Below are 15,013 nucleotides of genomic sequence, written 5' to 3'. Positions count from 1 at the left end.
TGCCCTTTCTCGAACTGACCTAGACCGCGATCTGGCCGGCCAGCTGCTGGATGGAGATGAGCACGAACTCGGCCGGCCGCAACGGGGCGAAGCCGACCGAGATGTTGACGACGCCGCGGTTGATGTCGTGCTGGGTGGTGGTCTCGCGGTCGCACTTGACGAGGTAGGCCTCACGCGGGGTGCTCCCCTGGAAGGCGCCCTGTCGGAAGAGGTCGTTCATGAACGAGCCGACGCTGAGGCGGATCTGTGCCCACAGCGGCTCGTCGTTCGGCTCGAAGACCACCCACTGGGTGCCCCGGAAGAGGCTTTCCTCGATGTAGAGCGCAGTGCGTCGCACCGAGAGGTACTTCCACTCGGACGCGAGCTGGTCGGCTCCGACGAGGGTGCGGGCACCCCAGACGACGCGACCGGCGACCGGGAACTGGCGCAGGCAGTTGACGCCGAGCGGGTTGAGGCGTCCGTTCTGCCCGTCCGTCAGCGTGTAGTCGAGCTCGTCGACGCCGAGGAGGGTGGCCTCCATGCCGGCGGGGGCCTTCCAGATACCGCGTGAGGCATCGGTGCGGGCGATCACCCCGGCCACCGCACCGCTGGGGGCGAACGTGTCGGGCCGGTTCTCGCGGAGCGGGTCCGGGGACTTCACCCGGGGGTAGTAGAGGGCGCCATTGGCGCTGCGCGTGGTGACCGCCGAGATCCCGCTGATGACCGCGTCGGGGTTCGCCCAGCTGCTCGGCGGGTCGACCAGGACCACTGCCCTGCGGTCCGCGGCGTAGCCGAGGGCCGCGTCCCAGGTCGCCTTGCCCACGTCGGTCGTGCGCGTGAGCGGGGGGATCACGATCAGGTTGACCATGTCTGCCAGGTCGAGGAGCCACAGTCCCTGCCGTGCCGACTTGGCAGCCGCCCCGCTCACCTGGGTGTCGGTGATCGCGTTGCCGTCGGAGCCGTCGGAGCCGAACGCGGTCGAGCTGGAGGCGTACTCGAGGGCGTCCGCGCCGGCGGGCGCGGCTCCGCTGGCCGTCGGGCGAGCCGCTGGCACGGCCCCGCGGGTGCGCACCAGCTCGGACCCGGCTCGCAGCACTCCAGTGACGAATCGGGGGTGCTGGGGCTGTGTGGAGACGTTGAGGAAGCTCTCGACCTGCCCTGTCGCGGTGTCCTTGACCAGCAGGTTGAACCGGGAGTCAGCGGGCTCGCCCGGTGCGGCTGCCACGTCCTCCACGCGCACCCGGAGCCGACTGCCCCAGGCGCCCTCGTCGGCGGCCTCGAGCCCGAAACCGGTGGGCAGGGTGGCGGTCGCCCGTGCTGCGCCGTTCATGACCCTTCCGACGAGCGCGTCGCGGCCCCCGTTGAGGAAGTACTGGGCCACGGCGTAGCCCAACGGGCTCTCGGCCCACAGCCCGCCGTAGATGCGGGAGAACTCGGCGAAGCTCTGCACCAGCACGGGCCGGTCTGTCGGGCCACGCAGGGTCCGGCCGATGAAGGCGGTGATCGACGTCGCGACGCCGGAGATGGTGCGCACGCCGCTGCTGACCTCGCGGACGTAGACACCGGGATAGGTGAGATTCACGGTCATCGCTTCGGACTCCCTGGGCTGTGGGGCTGGATTCGGTCTGGTCCGGGCCGGTCACGACGTCGCGTCGCGGCCGATCATGAGGTCGACGACGGCGTCGGAGGCGCCGGCGTTCGCGATCGTCAGGCTTGCGGGGTTGCCGGCGAGGTCGGCGGCGCCACCGAAGAGGAACTGCGGTTGGTCGAGGGTGATGGTCTCGGAGCCCACCTCGTAGGTGAGGTCGTCGCTGGGCGCCTCGGGCAGCAGGACGAGGCACGAGATCAGCCCTGCGGAGCCGGGGCCGAGGTCGACGTCCAGGTCACCCCCTGCCGGCACGGTCACCGAGAGCTTGTCGTAGGCGTCGACCTCCAGGACTCCGGACCCGCTCAGCTGCGGGCCGTCCTCGGCGCGCACGGTCACGTCCCAGATCAGCTTCTCGGTCATGTGCTTCTCCTGTGGCAGGTAGTGGGTGGTGGCTCAGCTCGCCGGGGTGGCTCGCCTCCGGATGACCTCGGTCAACAGCCGTGGGGAGAGCAGGCCGAGCGCGGTCCGCTGGGGAGCGAGCTCCCAGAGAGCGGCGTGACGGCCGTCCTCGACGGCGGCGAGGATCCGGGGGTACGGCCGGGTCCGCTCCAGCCAACGGCTGGCCTGCGACTCGTCGGAGCAGTTCCAGACCACCAGGTCGATGTCGGCGAGCCCCGGCCCGGTGTCCGCCAGGTCCGCGAGCCCTGCGGGACCCGCGACGCTCGCGACGACGTCGATCCCCCCGTCACGGCTGACGGCGTCGGAGATGATGTCGCCCAGCAGTCCGCTGCAGCCCACCAGGCAGATCCGCACCTGCCCCGTTCCCGGCTCCGTCCCTGGCTCCGCCATGCCCGCCCCTCACCGACTCGTGGACCACCAGTACGACGCCTCGGCTGCCGACCGCACAATGGGCCGCGGGATCTGACTTGGATCCAGGAGGGGGCCCGGTACTGGGCCCCCGACGGGTCAGCCGAGCGGGACCGGACCCTCGATGTACTGGACCTCGGGCTGCTCCAGGACGCCTGTGATCTCCGCGCGGGCCGTCGCCCCGCACTTGGCGAGGACGTTGTGCACGTGGTTCTTGACCGTGCTCAGCTGGAGGTCCAGGGCGCGGGCGATCTCCTTGTTGGACATGTCGCTCTGGATCAGGCGCAGCACCTCGCGCTCACGCCTGGTGAGGGCCAGGAAGGCCGCAGCCACCGGCCTGGACCGCGCCTGTCTGCTGATGTGCTGGATGAGCTCCGCTGCGACCCGGCCCGAGCAGGCGACCTCTCCGCGTGCCGCCGACCGGAGCGCGCCGGCGACGTCCTCGAACCCCGCGTCGCGCGAGACGTAGCCGTAGACCCCGGCCTCGGCACAGGCGACCACCTGGGGTCCTTGCTCGGGGACGCCCAGCACCACCACACGCAGGGCGGGGCGGGAGGTCACCAACGAGGCGATCGTCTCGACGGGGGCGGACATGCTCATGTCCAGCAGGGCCACGTCGCACTCCTGGCGGCGTGCCGCCGAGACAGCGCTCGCGGCGGTCGAGGCGCTGGCCACCGCGGAGACGTCGGGCAGGGCCCGCAGCAGGTCTGCCACACCTTCGCGGTAGAGGCGGATCTCTGTGACCACCAGGACCTTCACGCGCTCTGCTCCTCGTGTGGATGTCACACGACCCGGTGCGGTGAGAGAACACGTCGAGCGCCCGAGCCGGCCGTGCGAGCACCGCCGGTTTTTCTTCCCCGTTGCCCGGGTGGCGCGAGCCGCCCGGACCTCCATGGCACCACCGACGTCCGCCCTTCGTCCACCTGGTCTGGACCTGGGCGTGCTGGGTCAGGCTCGCGTGATCGTCCCCGCGTCGCCACGCTTGAGGTGGCGGGAGATGACGAGTCGCTGGATCTGGTTGGTGCCCTCGAAGATCTGCATCACCTTGGCCTCGCGCATGTAGCGCTCGACGGGGAAGTCACGGGTGTAGCCGGCGCCTCCGAGCACCTGCACCGCGTCGGTGGTGACCTTCATGGCGTTGTCGGTGCACACGAGCTTGGCGACGCTCGCCTCGCGCCCGAAGGGCAGCCCGCGGTCCTTGAGCCGCGCGGCTGCGAGGTAGGTCGCCCGCGCGCTCTGGACGGCTGCCTCCATGTCCGCGAGCACGAAGGCGAGGCCCTGGTGGTCGATGATGGGCTGTCCGAAGGTCTCGCGCCCCTGCGCGTACTCCACGGCCTGGTCGAGTGCTCCCTGGGCTAGCCCGGTGGCGACAGCGGCGATGCCGAGCCGCCCCGAGTCGAGTCCGGCGAGGGCGATCTTGAGCCCGTCGCCCTCCTCCCCCAGGCGCCGCTCGACCGGGACGCGGACGCCGTCCAGGCGCATCGTGGCGGTCGCGGAGCCGGTCAGCCCCATCTTGCGCTCAGGGGGGTCTGCGGAGAGGCCCTCGGCGTCGGCGGGGACGAGGAAGCAGGAGATCCCGTTGCGGTCGTCCGAGGTGCGCGCCATGACCTTGTAGAAGTCTGCGTGGCCGCCGTGGGTGGTCCAAGCCTTCGCACCGTCCAGGACGTAGTGGTCGCCGTCGAGACGCGCCGTCGTGCGCATCGCGGCCGGGTCGGATCCCGCGTGCGCCTCGGAGAGGCAGTAGGCGCCGAGCAGCTCGCCGCCGAGCATGTCGGGCAACCACTCCCGCTTCTGCTCCTCGGTGCCGAACGCCGCCAGGCCGAAGCAGGACAGCGCGTGGACCGACGTACCGACCCCCACGCTCGCCCAGACAGCGCCGATCTCCTCCAGCACCTGGAGGTAGACCTCGTAGGGCTGGCCCCCTCCGCCGTGCTCCTCCGGGTAGGGCAGGCCCAGGAGGCCCGCCCGGCCGAGGAGCTGGAAGACCTCGCGCGGGAAGGTCTCGGTCGCCTCGGCCTCGGCGCTGCGCGGGGCGAGCTCGCGGCCGGCGATGTCGCGGACCAGCTTGAGCAGCTCGACGGACTCGTCGGTGGGCAGGGTGCGGGAGGCAGGCATCGGGTGCTCCTGTGGTCGTGCGCGGACAGGTCCACTCATGATTCTCCAGCCCGGTGCATGACGAGGCACACACCGGGGCACCTGCCCTGCGATGACGAGCAAGGTGACGGACCACGAGAGCGACGACTCGCGGCGCGAGCGCAACGAGACGCCGGCCGAGCGCGCCGACCGCAACTGGAACGAGCTGCTCCAGGAGCTGCGGGTCAGCCAGACCGGTGTGCAGCTGCTCGCCGGCTTCCTGGTCACGCTGCCGTTCCAGTCGCGGTTCGAGTCCCTCACCGACTTCCAGAAGGACTGGTACCTCGGGCTGCTCGGTCTGGCCTTCCTCACGGTCGGGGTCACCCTCACCCCCGTCGCCATCCACCGACGGCTCTTCGGCGGCGGAGCCAAGCGGGAGATCGTCAGCGCAGCGCACGTCATGACCGGGCTCGTGCTCGCACTGATCTCGATGCTCCTCGGCGGCATCGCGTTCCTCGTCGTCGACGTCGTGCTCTCGCGCACCGAGGCGGCGTTCGCCGGTGGCGGCTCGCTGGCGGTCCTGCTCCTCCTGCTGGTCGTCGTCCCCCGGGTGGTCAACCAGCGGTTTCAGCGCTCCCGATGACTGCGGACCGCCGTCGCCACCAGCTCGCGCGCCGGCCCGGCCGGAGGCTGTGACCCGTCCCTCCAGACGGCGTTGAGCCGACGGGTGAGGTCGAGGCTGGTCACGGTGACGGCGATCAGCCGGCCCGTGGCGAGGTCGTCGCGGACGGCGTGGGCGCCGAGCACGGCCGGGCCGGCTCCCGCCGCGACGGCGGAGCGGACGGCTGCGGTGCTGGACAGCTCGAGGGCAGGGGTCGCGACCAGCAGCCCTTCCAGGGCGCGCTCGAGCACGGTCCGGGTGCCCGACCCCTGCTCGCGCACGACGAGCGGGGTTGCCGCGAGCGTGCCCGCGGAGACGCGGCGGCGGGATCGCTGCGCCCACTCGTGGTCGCGTGCGACCACCACCACGAGCTCATCGCGCCCGACGAGCCGGTGGCGGAGCCCGGTGGGCGCGTCGGGTCCCTCGACGAAGCCGAGCTCCACCTCACCGACGGTCACCATGGCGGCCACTCGAGCGCTGTTGGTCGCCGTCATCGTGAACTCGGTGGGCGTCAGCCCGGCCCGCGACTGGTCGGCGCGGACGCTGACCAGCCACCCCGGCAGCAGGTGCTCGGCGATCGTCAGGCTCGAGGCGATGCGCAGGTGGGCGCGCCGGTCCGACCGCAGCGCCGCGATGCCGGCGTCGAGCTGCGCGGCCTCGTCGAGCACCCGCGCCGCCCACTGGACGACGAGGTCGCCCGTCGGCGTGAGCGAGGAGCCCCGTCGCGTGCGGACGAGCAGCGGCATCCCGATCACGGACTCCATGGTGCGGATCCGCGAGGACGCCGCCTGCTGGGTGATGCCCAGCGCCTCGGCCGCGGCGCTCAGGCTGCCGCACCTCGCGACCTCGACGAACAGCTCGAGCGCACGGAGCTCCGGCACATGGGGTCCCAACACATCCCCGACCCTACCTTTGCCACAAGCCAGGATTGTGACCACCCAACCACAACCTCGTTCTGTGGGCGCGGCTCCGTCGCCAGACTCGTGACATGACCTCTCCTGACACCGTCCTGCGCGTGGCGATCGTCGGCGCCGGTCCCGCCGGGATCTACGCCGCCGACCAGCTCGTCAAGGCTGCCCGGGTCGAGGGCGGACGCCCCGTGTCCGTCGACATCCTCGAGCGACTCCCGGCTCCCTTCGGGCTGGTCCGCTACGGCGTCGCTCCCGACCACCCCCGCATCAAGGAGATCGTCAAGGCGCTGCAGCGCGTCCTCTCCCACGACGAGGTCCGTCTGCTCGGCAACGTCGACCTCGGGACCGATCTCAAGCTCGAGGAGCTGCGCGAGTTCTACGACGCCGTCGTCGTCGCGACGGGAGCCATGTCCGACCGCTCGCTCGGCATCCCCGGCGAGGACCTCCCCGGCTCGTTCGGCGCGGCCGACTTCGTGTCGTGGTACGACGCCCACCCCGACGTCCCGCGCACGTGGCCGCTCGAGGCAGAGCACGTCGCCGTGCTCGGGGTCGGCAACGTCGCGCTCGACGTCGCACGCGTGCTGGCCAAGACAGGCGAGGAGATGCTCTCCACCGACATCCCGCCCCACGTCCACGAGGCGCTGGTGGCCAAGCGCGCGACCGACGTCCACGTGTTCGCGCGGCGCGGCCCGGCCTACGCGAAGTTCTCGCCCCTGGAGCTGCGCGAGCTCACCCACTCCCCCCACGTCGACGTCATCGTCCACCCCGAGGGCTTCGAGGTCGACGAGGCGAGCATGGCGCACATCGCGAAGAACAAGCAGGCCAAGATGGTCCTCGACACCTTGGCCAACTGGGTCGGTCGCGAGCCGGAGGGCAAGGCGCACCGCATCCACCTGCACTTCCTCGAGCAGCCCGTGGAGATCCTCGGCGACGACGCACCCAGTGGGCGCAGGGTGACGGGCCTGCGCACCGAGCGCACCCGCCTCGTCGGCGACGGATCCGTCGAGGGCACGGGCCAGACGACCGACTGGGACGTCCAGGCGGTCTACCGTGCCGTGGGCTACCGCAGCACCGCGATCGCGGACCTGCCCTTCGACGACCGCGCCGCGGTGGTCCCCAACGACGGCGGACGGGTGCTGGACCTCGACGGTCGACCGCTGCCCGGCACCTACGTCACCGGCTGGATCAAGCGCGGGCCCGTCGGACTCATCGGACACACCAAGAGCGACGCGGCCGAGACGGTGGCACACCTCCTCGCCGAGACGACTCCCACCGCGACCGCGCGGACCACCGGCGAGGTGGACGCGTTCCTGGTCGAGCGCGGCGTCGACGTGGCCGACCTCGACCACTGGCTGCGACTGGACCAGCACGAGATCGCCCTGGGAGAGGCCCAGGGCCGACTGCGGGTCAAGGTCCCCGGGCGCGAGGAGATGTTGACCGCAGGTCGCGACTGACCGTCGCGCAGGCGACCGCGACTGTTCACCTCGAGGTCGCCGGGAGGTCCGCCCGGGTCGGTTGGCTGGAGCCATCAGCCAGCACCGCCCGACCCGGAGGACCTCCTGTGACTCTCACCCCGCAACGCCGCCTGCTGCCCATGGCCGGCAACACCCACGGAAACCGCAGCGCCGTCACCTGCCACCTGCGCTGCGGCGACGCGTGCTTCCAGGAGGTGCCCAACACCACCGAGACGTCGTACTTCCGCGACGTCGCGGCCAGCGCCCTCAGCCGACGCACCCTGCTCGGCGCCTCTGCCGCAGCGGCGACGACCGCCCTCGTGGCGACCACGCCGGCAGCCGCATCGCCGGGCCGGGGGGCCGGAGCGCGGGCCGCCGCCAGGACCAGCGCACTGGCCTTCTCCCCGATTCCACCGGTCCCGGCCAGCGTCGACGACGTGAGCGTGCCCGCGGGCTACCGCTGGGACGCGATCCTGCGCTGGGGCGACCCGATCTTCGCCAAGGCCCCGGAGTTCGACCAGGACAACCAGAGCGCGGCCGCCCAGGCACAGCAGTTCGGCTACAACTGCGACTACCTCGACATCATCGTGACCGACCGCAAGGGCACCCGCGCCCAGCTGGTCACCAACCACGAGTACACCAACGAGAACATCATGTTCCCCCCGGGCACGGACCCCGCCGAGGTCGTCCGGATCGCCTGGGCCGCACACGGCATGTCCGTCGTCGAGCTGCGTCGGCGGCACGCCGGCGACGTGTGGAAGTACGACCGGACCGGCCGCACCAACCGCCGCATCACCCTCGAGACCCCGATGACCTTCGACGGCCCGGCGGCCGGTTCGACGCTGCTGCAGACGGCGGAGGACCCACGCGGCATGCGCGTGCGCGGAACGATGAACAACTGCGCAGGAGGTACGACGCCCTGGGGCACGGTCCTCTCCGGCGAGGAGAACTTCAACCAGTACTTCAAGGCCGGCGGCACCGACCCCCGCGAGAAGCGCTACGGCCTCAGCGCCAACGGCGACAGCCGCAACTGGCGCTCGGTGGACTCCCGATGGGACGCGGTCTCCAACCCCAACGAGCCCAACCGCTTCGGCTGGATCGTCGAGGTCGACCCCTCCGACCCGCGCTCGACACCGGTCAAGCACACCGCGATGGGCCGCTTCAAGCACGAGGGGGCCCACGTCATCGTCAACGGTGACGGCCGCGTGGTCGCCTACATGGGCGACGACGAGCGCTTCGACTACGTCTACCGCTTCGTCTCGCGCGACACCTACCGCGCGGGCAGCTCCAAGAAGGACCTCGCCCACAACAAGACCCTGCTCTCCGCCGGCGACCTCTCCGTCGCCCGCTTCACCGGGGACGGTCTCGAGGACGGCGTCAGCGACGGCGCCGGTGAGTGGATCCCGCTGACCGTCGACGGCGAGTCAGTGGTCCCCGGCTTCACCACCGAGGAGGTCCTGGTCTTCACCCGCCTGGCGGCCGACGTCGTACAGCCCACCAAGATGGACCGGCCCGAGGACGTCGAGCCCAACTTCGTCAACGGCTTCGTCTACGTCGCGTGCACCAACAACTCCGACCGCGGCAAGGTCGGCAAGGAGGGTGCGACCGAGCCCAACCCTCGCAACCTCAACAAGGACGGCCACGTCGTCGAGATGATGCCGACCCGGGGGGACCACACCGCCGACACGTTCGCGTGGAACCTGATCCTGATCTGCGGCGGGCCCGAGACGGCAGGCACCTACTTCGGCGGATGGACCGGGCCGGTCTCACCGATCTCCTGTCCGGACAACGTCACCTTCGACTCCGAGGGCAACCTGTGGGTCTCGACCGACGGCCAGCCCGGAACGCTCAAGCTCTCCGACGGCCTGTTCAAGGTGCCCGTCGCCGGTCCTGAGCGCGGCCGCGTGCAGCAGTTCCTCGGCGTGCCGCGCGATGCGGAGACGTGCGGACCGGTCATCCACGACCGCGACGGCTCGGTGTTCGTGGCCGTGCAGCACCCGGGCGAGGACGGCACCTGGGGCGCGCACACGTCCCACTTCCCTGACTTCGTCCCCGCAGGTACGACGCCCCGCCGGGGCCAGTTCGCCGGCCCCCGACCGTCAGTGGTCCAGGTCACCCGTCGCTGACACCGATCTGTCCCAGTCGGCCTGGTGGACGTCGAGGCGCAGTCCTCGACTCACCAGGTCGACACCGGGGCCGAGCAGCACGATCACCGCCAGCGTGCCGACGCCGACGGTGGCACCCAGGAGCCAGCCGACCAGGGCTCCGCCGCCCTGCACGAGGCTGTAGCTCCACCGGAAGTGGATCGGCGGGTCCCAGGCCAGCGCCGCGCCCTCGGCGGGTCCCGCGCCGGTGTGGCTGCCCAGGTAGACCGCGATCCCGATGGCCAGCACCGGGAACGCCCCGCCGAGCAGGAGCCCACGACCCACCAGCTCGGCCGGCGTGGTGAGCAGGTCCAGGGTCCACGAGACGGTGAACCCGACCAGGAGCACCTGCACGACCGTGCCGACGCCAGGACGGACCCCTCTCAGTGCCGCCATCGCCACGAAGACCACTCCGACGAGAAGGTTGACGATCCAGAACTCCATGCCGGTGGCGATCGAGAGGCCGTTGACGAAGGTGGAGTAGCCGTCGGACCCCAGGTCGGCGGTGAGGAGCATGCCCACCCCGACACCCAGCACCACGCAGCCGCCGACGAGCATGAGGGCGCGCTGAGGAGCGGTGGTCGAAGTGCTCATCGCAGCTCGTCCGGCGCCCAGCGTGGCCACCCGGGCGTTCCCATCGGCCGGCCCTCGACGTAGCGGGCGACCTCCCTGAACGGCTGCGCGGCGACCGAGTTGTCGTAGAAGACAGTGCGGTCGGCGTCCTCCCTGGCCTGCACCACGCAGGTCCACAGGCGTGCGTGGCGCTCCCGGATCTTCGTCTCCGGGACGTCGTGGCCTCCCCTGACGACACGCTCTGCGACTCGGGCGACACTGAGCTCGACAGGGACGAGGACGACGTGCAGGCGCACGAGGTAGCCGCACGCGGTGGCCTGCCGCACCAGCTCGACCTTGCTCGGATGGCTGAAGACGGTCTCGGAGATGAACGAGACCCGCTCGTGCAACAGCTCTTGGCGCCGTTGGGCCGCTGCCCTGGACGCCTCGTAGGCATGCTCGGCCTCGGCTCCCGGCCAGGTCTGTGCCGCGATCACGTCGGCGTTGATGAAAGGCAGCCCCGTGACCGGAGCCAGGATCCGCTCGACGAAAGTGGTCTTGCCCGCCCCGTTCGGCCCGGCGAGCAGGTGGAGGACCGGGGTGCTCACGTCCTCTTCTCAGTCCGCGGTGCGTCGGACGAGGTTGCCCTCGGCATCCACCTCGGACCAGGACTGTCCGGACTTCGTGAGCTCGGCCTGGAGGTCGAGGCCGGCCAGCGCCGACTCGACGCGCTCGTCCCACTCGCTGCGCACCACGGCCTGCTCGGGGTCGGCCAGGGAGTCGTAGGGCGCCTTGCCGGCGAGCACCCGCTCGATGTCCTTGTGGTTGATCGTGCGGGAGGCCTCGAGCTCGCGCCCCAGCCGCGCCCAGTGGCTCAGCTGCTGGGCGGCGCTGCGACTCATCAGGGCTCCACTCGCCTTGGCAGCCTCGAAAAGGTCTCCGTCGATCCGGGTCGGCATCGTCGACACCAGCACCACCTCCGCGTCCTACTGTAGCAAGTTGCTACGCCTCCACCCTGCTGGAGACAGCCGCCGCGAGCGCGGTCGTCACCGGGACGGCCGCGACGAGCCCCAGGGTCGCGACGGCGCTGCGCACGATCTCCTGGGCGATGACCTGGTCGGTCACGACGCCGCCGAGGGAACCGTTGTTGGCCATGATCAGGATCAGCAGCGGCAGCGAGGACCCTGCGTAGGCGAGGATGATGGTGTTGATCACCGATGCGATGTGCGAGCGTCCGACGCGGGTCCCCGCGCGGTAGAGCTGCAGGAAGCCGTAGGCCGGGTTGGCCCGGGCCACCTCGCCGACCGTGGCGGCCTGGGTGACGGTCACGTCGTCGAGCACTCCGAGGGAGCCGATGACGATGCCGGCCAGCAGCAGGCCCTCCATGTTGACGCTGTAGGAGGTGCCGACGGCGGTGGAGATGTCGTCGGTGATCCCGGTGAGGTGCAGGGCGGCGACGGAGAACGCCGACAGGGCGCCGGTGATGGTGAGGCTGGCCAGCGTCCCGAGCACCGCCACGGTCGTGGACAGTGTGAACCCGTGGGTGAGGTAGAGGACTGTGAGCATGATGGCCGAGGACCCCACGATCGCCACCAGGAGCGGCGGCTCCCCCGCCAGGATCGCGGGCACGACGAAGAACAGGAGCAGCGCGAACGTCACAGTGAGTCCGGCCAGCGCGGTGATCCCCCGCCAGCGGCCGAAGGCCACCACCGCCAGCACGAAGGCGGCCGCCAGCATCCACAGCTGGTTGGCGCGCTGGTGGTCGACGATCGAGAAGTTCGCCCCCTCGGGCGTCTCGGTACGGATCAGGACGACGTGGTCGCCCTCCTCCACCTCCGGGGCACCCGGACCGTTCGGCAGGGTCACGTCGATGGTGCGCGGCTCGTCCTCCTCGGTCAGCAGCACGCGCGCGGCCCCACACCCGTTGACGTCGTCGTCGAGGGTCTCCGGGCACGCCAGCCGCTCGATCTGGACGATCTCCCCCGCGAACTCGGGCGCGGAGCCCTCGTCCTCCGGGACCTCGAGTCCCGGCGGCCACAGCACGACGAGTGCGACCACGGTCGCGAGGGCGATGGGCGCGATCACGGCCAGGGCGAGGCGTCGTACTCCGGCGGACTCAGGAGCGGCGTGACGCGGGTGGTGGGCACCCAAGAGTCAGAGTCTCCTCACCTGACCTGGACCGACGGCGCAGGCCGGCCGCCTGGCAACTGCCCGCCGATGCTAACCGAGCCACGTCGTCGCACCTGCAACCTGTTGACCTCCGACCGCGCTCGGGAGCAAGGTCGTCGTGACGAGCGTGACCCGGCCGCTCGCGTCCCGGTGAGGAGGAGCAGATGAACGCCGCTGACCGACCGATCCCCCCGCTCGTGCGCTGCACGCGCCGACTCGAGGAGGCCTCCGCCCTCGACGGGCCGGTGAAGTCGCTCGAGCCGCACGTCCGTGCGATCTTCGGCAGCGGGGCCCGTGGCTCGATGCTCCGCGGCGACTGGCTGGGGCACGCCCTCCACCCGGTCCTCACCGACCTGACCGTGGGCAGCTGGATCTCCGCCTCCCTGCTGGACGTCCTCGGCCGGGGCCGTTGGTCGGCGCCGGCGCAGAGCCTGGTGGGCACCGGGCTCCTGGCGTTCGGTCCCACCGCCTGGACAGGCTGGGCGGAGTGGTCAGAGGCGGAGCAGCGCGAGAAGCGGGTGGGAGTCGTCCACGTCGGCCTCAACGCCGCCTCCGCCGTCGCCTACCTCGCCTCGTGGACAGCGCGGCGACAGGGGCGGCACGGCACCGGCGCTGGTCTCGCGTTCGTGGGCGCCGGGATCTCCGGCGCCGGCGCCTACCTCGGCGGCCACCTGGCAGTGGCCCGCAAGGTGGGCAGTCGACACCCGGCCTTCTCCGACCGGGCCGCCGAGGAATCCATGTCGCTCTGAGCCCGGCCCTCGCCTACCGTGGCGCCCATGGATCCCCTCGACGCCGCTGACCTGCGCGGCGTCTTCGTCAACACCACCAAGGGTGCGGCCTCCCGGATCCCGGTGCCCGACCTCACTGGCGTGCGGTGGGAACACCTCGACTTCCTCGGCTGGCGTGATCCCGGCAACCCGGGCGCGGCGTTCCTGGTGACGTCGTACGACGGCGTCCCGCGCGGCGTCGCCCTGAGGCTGCCCAGCAGCAAGGGCCCGTCCAAACGGCAGTCCATGTGCTCGCTGTGCCACACGGTGCACTCGAGCAGCGGCGTGGCGCTGATGGTGGCCGCGCGCGCCGGCAGGGCCGGCCGGGAGGGCAACACCGTCGGGACCTACCTGTGCACCGACCTCGCCTGCTCGGCCTACGCGCGCGGACTCAAGAAGCCCGACCGGGTCCAGCCGCACGAGACCGTCACTGCGGAGGTCAAGGTCGCGAGGTTGCAGCTCAACCTCGAGGCGTTCGTGCGGCGGGTGGTCGCCGTCGCCTGACCAGCTGGTCAGGACACCTCTTCGTAGTCCGGCTCGGTCGACACCATGCGCTCGTGGGCCGTGTTGCGCGCCGGCGCCTGCTGGCCCCGAGCCACCGACCCGACCGCGGCCCCGAGTCCGAAGGCGGGCATGTTGCCGTAGAGCGACTCGATGCGATCGGCCGGCACGACGTAGGTCTCGTGGAAGATGCCGACGTCGCCCGTGGGAGCGGCGGCCCTGTTGAAGGCGGCCCAGGCGGGCGCATGGCTCTTGGCCGTGTCGCGCGCATAGGCGCCGAGCTGCTCGGCGCTGCGCCAGTACTGGACCACCATCAGCGTGCGCCCACCGAAGAGCAGCGTGGCCCCCAGCAGTCCCGAGTCGGGCTGCGCCTCGAGCTCCTTGAGCATCCGGGGCATCCCGACGAACGAAGGCCACCATGACCGCACCCGGCGCAGCCGGTTGATGCGCATGCCGATGACGAACACCACCACGTCCTCGTCCTGGGGTACGGCGACGTATTGGCCGCCGCGGACACCGTGCGGCGCGCGAGCCGCCGCCGTGGCATACCCCCTCGGGACTCGTCTCGTTCCGCTCATGACACGCCTCCTAGATAGCGATACTTTCTAGCAAGACAGTGACACTATCAACAGCGGCCGTCAAGAGCAGTGCAGGAGGTTCTCACCGTGCGGATGTCAGAGCTCTCGAAGCGGACAGAGGTCCCCGTGGCGACGATCAAGTACTACTTGCGTGAAGGCCTGCTCCCCGATGGCGAGCGGATCACTCCCCGCCTCACTGAGTACGACGACCGGCATGTGCGGCAGCTCCGCCTGCTGCGCATCCTCCGCGAGGTGGGTCACGTGCCTGTCGAGCGGCTACGTGGCCTCATCGCCGCGGCAGGCTCCGGCGAGGAGACGATCCACGAGCTCTTCGCCGAAGCCTCCGACGCCCTCTCCCCCACGCCTCCGGAGCCGGACGAAGCCCACGAGATGGCGCGCCTGGTCGTCGACGACATCGTCGCCCAGGCGGGCTGGACCCACACCCGCGCCAACAGCCCTGATCGCGACCTGCTCGCAGCGACCCTTGCCACCGTCATCCGTCACGACACGCACCCCGGCGGACCTGAGGACCTGGTGCCCTACGTGGAGGCGGCCGACCGGATCGCGCGCTACGAGCTCGGCCGGCTCGACGACGCCAAGGACCGGCAGGGACTCCTCGAGGAGATGGTGGTCGGACGCGTCACGTTCGGCGAGGTCCTGGCTTCCCTGCGGCGGTTGGCGCAGGAGCACTACAGCTACGAGCGCTTCGGCGAGGATCACCGCGGCTGACCCGATCTGGGTACTCGCAGGGCGCGACACTGGTCAGGTG

General features: G+C 71.1%; 17 protein-coding genes. 6 read left to right on the top strand and 11 right to left on the bottom strand.

Going from position 1 to position 15,013, the window contains the following annotated elements:
* Positions 1 to 19: 19 nt before the first annotated feature.
* From EXE58_RS15525 to EXE58_RS15505, 5 genes are all read right to left on the bottom strand, one after another.
* Complete coding sequence (locus EXE58_RS15525; RefSeq protein WP_135268712.1) at positions 20 to 1,567, bottom strand: phage tail sheath family protein; 1,548 nt, start codon at positions 1,565 to 1,567, stop codon at positions 20 to 22.
* A 51-nt stretch (positions 1,568 to 1,618) separates the two neighbouring features.
* Positions 1,619 to 1,987 (bottom strand): hypothetical protein, encoded by a 369-nt coding sequence (locus EXE58_RS15520; protein ID WP_135268711.1) that lies wholly within the window; start codon positions 1,985 to 1,987, stop codon positions 1,619 to 1,621.
* A 33-nt stretch (positions 1,988 to 2,020) separates the two neighbouring features.
* Positions 2,021 to 2,416, bottom strand: a complete 396-nt coding sequence (locus tag EXE58_RS15515) for a hypothetical protein (RefSeq protein WP_135268710.1) — start codon at positions 2,414 to 2,416, stop codon at positions 2,021 to 2,023.
* 117 nt (positions 2,417 to 2,533) lie between these two features.
* Complete coding sequence (locus tag EXE58_RS15510) at positions 2,534 to 3,193, bottom strand: LuxR C-terminal-related transcriptional regulator (protein WP_167288936.1); 660 nt, start codon at positions 3,191 to 3,193, stop codon at positions 2,534 to 2,536.
* A 189-nt stretch (positions 3,194 to 3,382) separates the two neighbouring features.
* Positions 3,383 to 4,549, bottom strand: a complete 1,167-nt coding sequence (locus EXE58_RS15505) for an acyl-CoA dehydrogenase family protein (RefSeq protein WP_135268708.1) — start codon at positions 4,547 to 4,549, stop codon at positions 3,383 to 3,385.
* 91 nt (positions 4,550 to 4,640) lie between these two features.
* On the opposite strand from EXE58_RS15505, the gene EXE58_RS15500 reads away from it, so the two are divergent.
* Complete coding sequence (locus tag EXE58_RS15500; RefSeq protein ID WP_135268707.1) at positions 4,641 to 5,150, top strand: DUF6328 family protein; 510 nt, start codon at positions 4,641 to 4,643, stop codon at positions 5,148 to 5,150.
* Here EXE58_RS15500 and EXE58_RS15495 read toward each other — a convergent pair.
* A complete protein-coding gene (locus EXE58_RS15495; protein WP_208544046.1) occupies positions 5,135 to 6,064 on the bottom strand; it encodes a LysR family transcriptional regulator in 930 nt (309 codons plus the stop codon). The genes EXE58_RS15500 and EXE58_RS15495 overlap by 16 nt on opposite strands.
* 92 nt (positions 6,065 to 6,156) lie before the next feature.
* Here EXE58_RS15495 and EXE58_RS15490 point away from each other — a divergent pair, with 92 nt between their 5' ends.
* Both EXE58_RS15490 and EXE58_RS15485 read left to right on the top strand, forming a co-directional pair.
* Positions 6,157 to 7,533, top strand: a complete 1,377-nt coding sequence (locus EXE58_RS15490; RefSeq protein WP_135268706.1) for an FAD-dependent oxidoreductase — start codon at positions 6,157 to 6,159, stop codon at positions 7,531 to 7,533.
* 107 nt (positions 7,534 to 7,640) lie between these two features.
* Positions 7,641 to 9,659, top strand: coding sequence for a PhoX family protein (locus tag EXE58_RS15485; protein WP_244242250.1), 2,019 nt, complete (start codon positions 7,641 to 7,643; stop codon positions 9,657 to 9,659).
* On the opposite strand, the gene EXE58_RS15480 is transcribed toward EXE58_RS15485, so the two are convergent.
* Genes EXE58_RS15480 through EXE58_RS15465 form a run of 4 tightly spaced genes read right to left on the bottom strand, consistent with a single transcriptional unit; the run spans position 9,633 to position 12,380 of the window.
* Positions 9,633 to 10,271: a DUF6198 family protein gene (locus EXE58_RS15480; RefSeq protein WP_135268705.1), complete on the bottom strand. Its 639-nt coding sequence runs from the start codon at positions 10,269 to 10,271 to the stop codon at positions 9,633 to 9,635. The genes EXE58_RS15485 and EXE58_RS15480 overlap by 27 nt on opposite strands.
* Positions 10,268 to 10,837: an ATPase gene (locus EXE58_RS15475; protein ID WP_135268704.1), complete on the bottom strand. Its 570-nt coding sequence runs from the start codon at positions 10,835 to 10,837 to the stop codon at positions 10,268 to 10,270. The genes EXE58_RS15480 and EXE58_RS15475 overlap by 4 nt, the downstream gene beginning before the upstream one ends.
* Before the next feature lie 9 nt (positions 10,838 to 10,846).
* A complete protein-coding gene (locus EXE58_RS15470; protein ID WP_135269621.1) occupies positions 10,847 to 11,188 on the bottom strand; it encodes a TA system antitoxin ParD family protein in 342 nt (113 codons plus the stop codon).
* Positions 11,189 to 11,231: 43 nt separating this feature from the next.
* A complete protein-coding gene (locus EXE58_RS15465) occupies positions 11,232 to 12,380 on the bottom strand; it encodes a YibE/F family protein (RefSeq protein WP_135268703.1) in 1,149 nt (382 codons plus the stop codon).
* Positions 12,381 to 12,562: 182 nt separating this feature from the next.
* On the opposite strand from EXE58_RS15465, the gene EXE58_RS15460 reads away from it, so the two are divergent.
* Both EXE58_RS15460 and EXE58_RS15455 read left to right on the top strand, forming a co-directional pair.
* A complete protein-coding gene (locus tag EXE58_RS15460; protein ID WP_135268702.1) occupies positions 12,563 to 13,147 on the top strand; it encodes a DUF2231 domain-containing protein in 585 nt (194 codons plus the stop codon).
* A gap of 27 nt (positions 13,148 to 13,174) precedes the next feature.
* Complete coding sequence (locus EXE58_RS15455; protein ID WP_135268701.1) at positions 13,175 to 13,669, top strand: FBP domain-containing protein; 495 nt, start codon at positions 13,175 to 13,177, stop codon at positions 13,667 to 13,669.
* A gap of 8 nt (positions 13,670 to 13,677) precedes the next feature.
* Here EXE58_RS15455 and EXE58_RS15450 read toward each other — a convergent pair whose 3' ends face one another.
* The gene (locus EXE58_RS15450; protein ID WP_135268700.1) at positions 13,678 to 14,244 is read right to left on the bottom strand and encodes a DUF4188 domain-containing protein; all 567 of its coding nucleotides are present in this window, start codon (positions 14,242 to 14,244) and stop codon (positions 13,678 to 13,680) included.
* A gap of 93 nt (positions 14,245 to 14,337) precedes the next feature.
* Here EXE58_RS15450 and EXE58_RS15445 point away from each other — a divergent pair, with 93 nt between their 5' ends.
* Positions 14,338 to 14,973, top strand: a complete 636-nt coding sequence (locus EXE58_RS15445) for a MerR family transcriptional regulator (protein WP_135268699.1) — start codon at positions 14,338 to 14,340, stop codon at positions 14,971 to 14,973.
* Positions 14,974 to 15,013: the final 40 nt, after the last annotated feature.

It is taken from the genome of Nocardioides seonyuensis, from assembly GCF_004683965.1.
In the GTDB taxonomy this organism is placed as follows: domain Bacteria; phylum Actinomycetota; class Actinomycetes; order Propionibacteriales; family Nocardioidaceae; genus Nocardioides; species Nocardioides seonyuensis.
This window is presented reverse-complemented; position numbering and strand designations above follow the sequence as displayed.

What these genes read in the sequence shown, in the direction of transcription:
- EXE58_RS15525 (WP_135268712.1), bottom strand. Translation starts at nt 1,567, where the DNA reads ATGACCGTGAATCTCACCTATCCCGGTGTCTACGTCCGCGAGGTCAGC.
- EXE58_RS15500 (WP_135268707.1), top strand. Translation starts at nt 4,641, where the DNA reads ATGACGAGCAAGGTGACGGACCACGAGAGCGACGACTCGCGGCGCGAG.
- EXE58_RS15455 (WP_135268701.1), top strand. Translation starts at nt 13,175, where the DNA reads ATGGATCCCCTCGACGCCGCTGACCTGCGCGGCGTCTTCGTCAACACC.
- EXE58_RS15460 (WP_135268702.1), top strand. Translation starts at nt 12,563, where the DNA reads ATGAACGCCGCTGACCGACCGATCCCCCCGCTCGTGCGCTGCACGCGC.
- EXE58_RS15515 (WP_135268710.1), bottom strand. Translation starts at nt 2,416, where the DNA reads ATGGCGGAGCCAGGGACGGAGCCGGGAACGGGGCAGGTGCGGATCTGC.
- EXE58_RS15450 (WP_135268700.1), bottom strand. Translation starts at nt 14,244, where the DNA reads ATGAGCGGAACGAGACGAGTCCCGAGGGGGTATGCCACGGCGGCGGCT.
- EXE58_RS15470 (WP_135269621.1), bottom strand. Translation starts at nt 11,188, where the DNA reads ATGCCGACCCGGATCGACGGAGACCTTTTCGAGGCTGCCAAGGCGAGT.
- EXE58_RS15490 (WP_135268706.1), top strand. Translation starts at nt 6,157, where the DNA reads ATGACCTCTCCTGACACCGTCCTGCGCGTGGCGATCGTCGGCGCCGGT.
- EXE58_RS15480 (WP_135268705.1), bottom strand. Translation starts at nt 10,271, where the DNA reads ATGAGCACTTCGACCACCGCTCCTCAGCGCGCCCTCATGCTCGTCGGC.
- EXE58_RS15445 (WP_135268699.1), top strand. Translation starts at nt 14,338, where the DNA reads ATGTCAGAGCTCTCGAAGCGGACAGAGGTCCCCGTGGCGACGATCAAG.
- EXE58_RS15505 (WP_135268708.1), bottom strand. Translation starts at nt 4,549, where the DNA reads ATGCCTGCCTCCCGCACCCTGCCCACCGACGAGTCCGTCGAGCTGCTC.
- EXE58_RS15520 (WP_135268711.1), bottom strand. Translation starts at nt 1,987, where the DNA reads ATGACCGAGAAGCTGATCTGGGACGTGACCGTGCGCGCCGAGGACGGC.